At 41.4% G+C, this 5,133-nt stretch carries 3 protein-coding genes; 2 read left to right on the forward strand and 1 reads right to left on the reverse strand.

All coding sequences use genetic code 11. The features are described from left to right. The first annotated feature begins 11 nt into the window (after positions 1 to 11). Both recF and VB654_RS13955 read left to right on the forward strand, forming a co-directional pair. Positions 12 to 1,142, forward strand: a complete 1,131-nt coding sequence (gene recF / locus VB654_RS13950; RefSeq protein WP_323214392.1) for a DNA replication/repair protein RecF — start codon at positions 12 to 14, stop codon at positions 1,140 to 1,142. A 67-nt stretch (positions 1,143 to 1,209) separates the two neighbouring features. Next, the gene (locus VB654_RS13955) at positions 1,210 to 3,579 is read left to right on the forward strand and encodes a putative PEP-binding protein (protein ID WP_323214368.1); all 2,370 of its coding nucleotides are present in this window, start codon (positions 1,210 to 1,212) and stop codon (positions 3,577 to 3,579) included. Between the two features lie 112 nt (positions 3,580 to 3,691). Here the strand turns inward: VB654_RS13955 and VB654_RS13960 are convergent, their stop codons facing one another. Then, positions 3,692 to 4,876, reverse strand: coding sequence for a hypothetical protein (locus tag VB654_RS13960; RefSeq protein ID WP_323214369.1), 1,185 nt, complete (start codon positions 4,874 to 4,876; stop codon positions 3,692 to 3,694). Between the last annotated feature and the right edge of the window lie 257 nt (positions 4,877 to 5,133).

Raw genomic sequence — 5,133 nt, forward strand, 5'->3', positions numbered from 1 at the left:
CAGCCAGCCCTATGTACTTAAAAAATCTACACCTGAGACAATTCCGTAATTACCAAGACCAGAAGGTTGAATTTACTGCGGCTAAAACAATTCTGGTGGGTAATAATGCTCAGGGAAAATCTAATTTGTTGGAGGCGGTAGAGTTGCTGGCAACATTGCGATCGCATCGGATGGGGCGCGTTGCGGATTTTATTCAAGAAGGACAGGATATCGCTCAAATTAATGCCCTTCTGGAGCGAGAAAATGGGATCAGTGATTTGTCTTTAACTCTCCGCCGCAATGGTCGCCGCAGCGTGGCCATTAATGGCGAATCCGTGCGCCGACAAATGGATTTTTTAGGTGTACTCAATGCTGTACAGTTTTCTAGTTTGGATTTAGACTTGGTACGTGGTGGCCCTGATGTCCGGCGTAATTGGCTAGATACCCTGTTAATTCAACTTGAACCGGTTTATGCTCACATTTTGCAGCAATACAACCAAGTCTTACGCCAACGCAACGCTGTTTTGAAAAAAGCCCTAGACTCAGCAGATGGGATCAATCGCATTTCTACTGAGGACTCAACACTGGCTATCTGGGATGCTCAATTAGTTACCACTGGTACAAAGGTGATTAGAAGACGCGATCGCGCTATTCAGAGATTGGCTGCTATTGCGGCTACTTGGCACGCTAGTATTAGTGGTAGTACTGAGGTTCTGCAAATTAATTATGTTCCTAGTGTTCCTTTGGCGGAAACCCATCCCGAAGATATCCAAAAAGCTTTTTTAGCTAAAATTCAACAACGATCTGCGGCTGAACTCTATCGAGGAACTACTCTTGTTGGCCCTCATCGTGACGAAGTAGAATTAATCATTAATCAAACACCTGCTCGTCAATATGGTTCTCAAGGTCAACAACGAACTTTAGTATTAGCCCTAAAATTAGCCGAATTAGAACTAATTGAACAAGTTGTCCAAGCATCCCCACTACTTTTATTAGATGATGTTCTAGCTGAATTAGATCCATTCCGCCAAAATCAATTACTTGATGCCATTCAAGACCGTTTTCAAACCCTCATTACTACTACTCACCTCAGTTCTTTTGATGCCCAGTGGCTAAATTCCTCACAAATTCTTTATGTGAAGTCAGGGGAAATAGTATCGTGAATAGAGACAGGGGAGAAAAGACGGTCACTTCCCAATGACCAATGACTAATAACTAATAATAAATTGAGTGGATAAACTCTATTGGCTCGACCAAATTAAACTGCAAGACCGCTCTCAGGTAGGTGACAAGGCATTCTACTTGAGTAAAATTATGCAGCGTGGTTATCCAGTAGTACCTGGTTTTGTGGTTTCAGCAGAAGTATTAAAACAATTTCTCACAACTCTCAATAGTACATCCGCTTTAGTAGCAGATTTACCCTATTCTTCTTTGCATTTAGATGTGGCTAATTGGCGACAACTTCAGCAGGTAGCTGGGCGGTTACGTCAGGAAATCATCACAGGGATAGTAGCACCGCAATGGGTAAATAAAATTTTCGCCGCAGCTAAAGAATGGCAAAGTAGTTATCTAATTTTGCGTCCTAGTTTGGCTTTATCGGCTATAACGCCAGAGGGAGGAAATACTTCTGGGTTGTTAGATGCAATTTTTTGTCGCTGCGATGAGGAAGCGATCGCCTCAGCATTGAAACGCACCTGGAGTCAGTTATTTCGGGCTAGGAGTCTACTATATTGGCGACGGGTAGGAGTTAACCTGCAACAAATAAATTTAGCGGTGTTGGTACAACCGGCGGAAAATGCGATCGCTAGTGGTCTTCTCTATGCTCATTCTTCTGGATGGACAATAGAAGCCACTAAGGGATTAGGAATAGCGCTTTCCCAAGGTGATGTCCAACCTGATGTCTATTACATTCAACAAGAAACAGGGATCATACTAGAGCAACATCTAGGTAATAAAATGTTGGCTTATGGTTTTGCTCATGGCGCAACTGTGAATTCTCACAATTTAGTCGCAACAGTAGATAATACTGATATAGTGACCTATATACTTGAAGAAGCCCAACAAAAGCAATACGCTTTATCAGAAGAATATCTGCAACAAGTAATCACTCTAGGGAATCAACTTGTGAGTGAAATAGGCGACAATTTTACCATTAAATGGACGCTCTCCGATAACACCCCAGATCCCACTGTCCACTTAACTCAAGTTAGTTCGCCTCATTCTGCAACTCCTAATTTACAGTATGGCTACGCGACACCAGCTATTATCAAAGGTCTAGGAGCATCTGGGGGACGTGTAACAGCAAGAGCTACTGTAATTACTGATGTCCACAAAAAACCAGAACAAATACACAAAGGAGTAATTTTAGTAGTAGCAGCTCTCGCACCTGATTGGTTGCCTCTTTTACAAGAAGTTGCTGGTATTATCACAGAAACGGGAGGATTAACTAGTCATGCAGCAATTCTGGCTAGAGAATTGGGTATCCCAGCCGTAGTCAGTGCCGCAGGTGCTACAGTCTCAATTACAAACGGTGAGAGGTTGCTTGTGGATGGCGATAGAGGAGAGGTTTATCGGAGCAGAGGAGAAAAAGCATTACAGTTAGACAGTCAAGAACTAAAGTCTTCAGAAAAAACTGTTCCCCCATATCCTCATCCTCTTGTTAATCCTCATTTACCGATGATTTCTACCCAGTTGCTGGTTAACCTGAGTCAGCCCAAGTTGATAGAAGAAGGGCAAAATTTACCTGTAGACGGAGTGGGATTGATCCGTTCAGAATTAATGTTACTCAACATACTTGAAGGTCAACATCCCCAGAGTTGGCTGGTCAGTGGTCGTCAAGCAGAATTGTTAGAAAAATGGACTGAGCAGATTATCTTATTTGCTCGTGCTTTTGCACCCCGGCCAGTTTTTTATCGTGCTTTGGATTGGCGAACATCGCATGAGTTACCATCATCTTTTGAGCATCAAAATTCTGTGCGCCGTTCATCTCTAGGCTATCGTGGTACATTCAGTTATGTATGCAATCCCGCCGTTTTTGAGTTGGAATTAACAGCTTTGGCAAATGTGCAGAAGGCTGGATACAGCAATATTAATTTATTGTTGCCTTTTGTTCGCAGTGTGCCAGAGTTCTCTTTTTGTCGGGCTAAAGTTGAGCAAGCTGGTTTAACTCAAGTACCGCAGTTTCAACTATGGATAATGGCAGAAGTCCCAAGCGTGCTGTTTTTACTGCCAGAATATGTCAAAGCAGGTGTATCTGGGATTTCTATTGGTACTAATGACCTCACACAACTACTGTTAGGCGTAGATCGAGAACAAGGAGAAATTACCAGCGTATTGAATGAACGTCATCCAGCAGTCATGGGTGCGATCGCGCAACTAATTCAAATGGCGAAAACTGCGGGGATACCTTGTTCAATCTGCGGTCAAGCACCAGCCATTTATCCAGAAATCATTGATCAATTGGTAGAATGGGGAATTACTTCTATTTCCGTTGAACCCGAAGCAGTAGAAAGGACTTATAAAGCGATCGCTCGTGCTGAACAACGCCTCATTTTAGCCGCAGCCAGAAAGCAAATAGATATAGACTTAAACCAGTTATAGACATTAATGCCAGCATCGTGTCTACTCAGATAAAATGTGATGTATAATTTCAATATGTGGGTGTTGTATTTGTATATAGTTAATTTCACCTGATACAACACCACCAAAATTATCAATAGCGGAAAATCGCTGCTACTGGTGTATCATTTGGCATTTGTTCTGAATCAACAGTATAAACTTTACCACCGTTGAGAAATGTTTGAATCGCAGCCAAATCTAACATATCTTCATCATCTGGCTCTGGTTCTGAGTGTACATCGACAGTCATTGTGTCTGGATCAAATTTACCCCAAATTTGCCTATCCATTGGCACAAACATAGAATCAACTCTTTGGCAATAAGTAGCTGAAACAATTTCTTTAATATCACTAGAAGTAGTTCCAGTACCAGCTAGTTGTTGATAAAGCGCCATTGCTGATTGCTGATTTTCATGAAACAAAGGTTTGACAATAGGCCAAGCCTGTTTATGCAATTCTTCCGGTTTCATGACTTCGGGATTACCAGTAATACCTGCTTCGACAAAATAAGGATAGGTATTTGCCTCTTGATAAATTGGTAATAGATACTCAACCCCTGCTAACACTAAAGGCGCACTGTCACCCCGGATTTTTTCGTGTATTGCCCTATCAATAATGTGACAAAATTGTAAAATATCTGCTTGACGTTTATCTCTGTCAGGACTTCCCTGACCATGAACATCACCCGGCTGTTGAAACGAATTAGCAGTTCCCCCTCTAGGTGTACCAATCCGATGCTGTACCCCTTTTTGGATATCATCCTCTAAGAGAGCTGCATCCATACTTCGAGGCATATTTGCTACTTCTACTTCCTTGAGGCTGTAGCCTGTTCCCTCAAAAAACTTGATATCCTTTTGGCTAAGAGCTAAGAGATAAAACTTGCCATCACTATTAATTAAATGCAGCAATGGCTTAAGATGAAAGCGGGATTTTCGGCCAGCTTCGCTAACGCTAACAACTACCAATTCTTGAAAATCCATTGGTAAACGGTAGTAGCGAAATATCTGGGGAGAAATAAAAATTGCTAATCCGCTATCTTGGTTCTGCCAGAAATCTGTCGTATCAAGTTCTTTCGCTGGTTGGAGAAAATCGACCGCCTTAGTATGGCGAATACCCATTGTATCCAAACGTTCTTCAGCTTCACGGATTAAATTTTTCAACCGAATTGGGTTTTGTCGGATTTCTGGCCCTGCTTTTTGCATAGGCATATATAAAGAAACACAAGGGCTTTGAGAATTATCGATTAAAATTTTCAGTTCATCATTGGATAATATTGTCATATTATTGAACTCCTATCAATTAAAACTAAACAAACTAACTTCATTGCACAGCAGGTTTAATTAAATTTCATCTTGCTTCTGACAAGAATTTCCCTGCCATATACACCATTCTTTAGATAGATAAAAAAGTGGTTTCAGACAGGAATAGTTTTGAATTTTCAGGAGATAAATAATTAGGAATTGCTGAATAAATATAAAACCCAGATAAATCGAAGGTTTGAGGCTGATTAACCCGAAAGTAGGTGCAAGGCTTCGTC

The sequence above is a fragment of the Nodularia sp. UHCC 0506 genome (assembly GCF_034931045.1).
GTDB lineage: Bacteria > Cyanobacteriota > Cyanobacteriia > Cyanobacteriales > Nostocaceae > Nodularia.

What these genes read in the sequence shown, in the direction of transcription:
- VB654_RS13960 (WP_323214369.1), bottom strand. Translation starts at nt 4,876, where the DNA reads ATGACAATATTATCCAATGATGAACTGAAAATTTTAATCGATAATTCT.
- recF (WP_323214392.1), top strand. Translation starts at nt 12, where the DNA reads ATGTACTTAAAAAATCTACACCTGAGACAATTCCGTAATTACCAAGAC.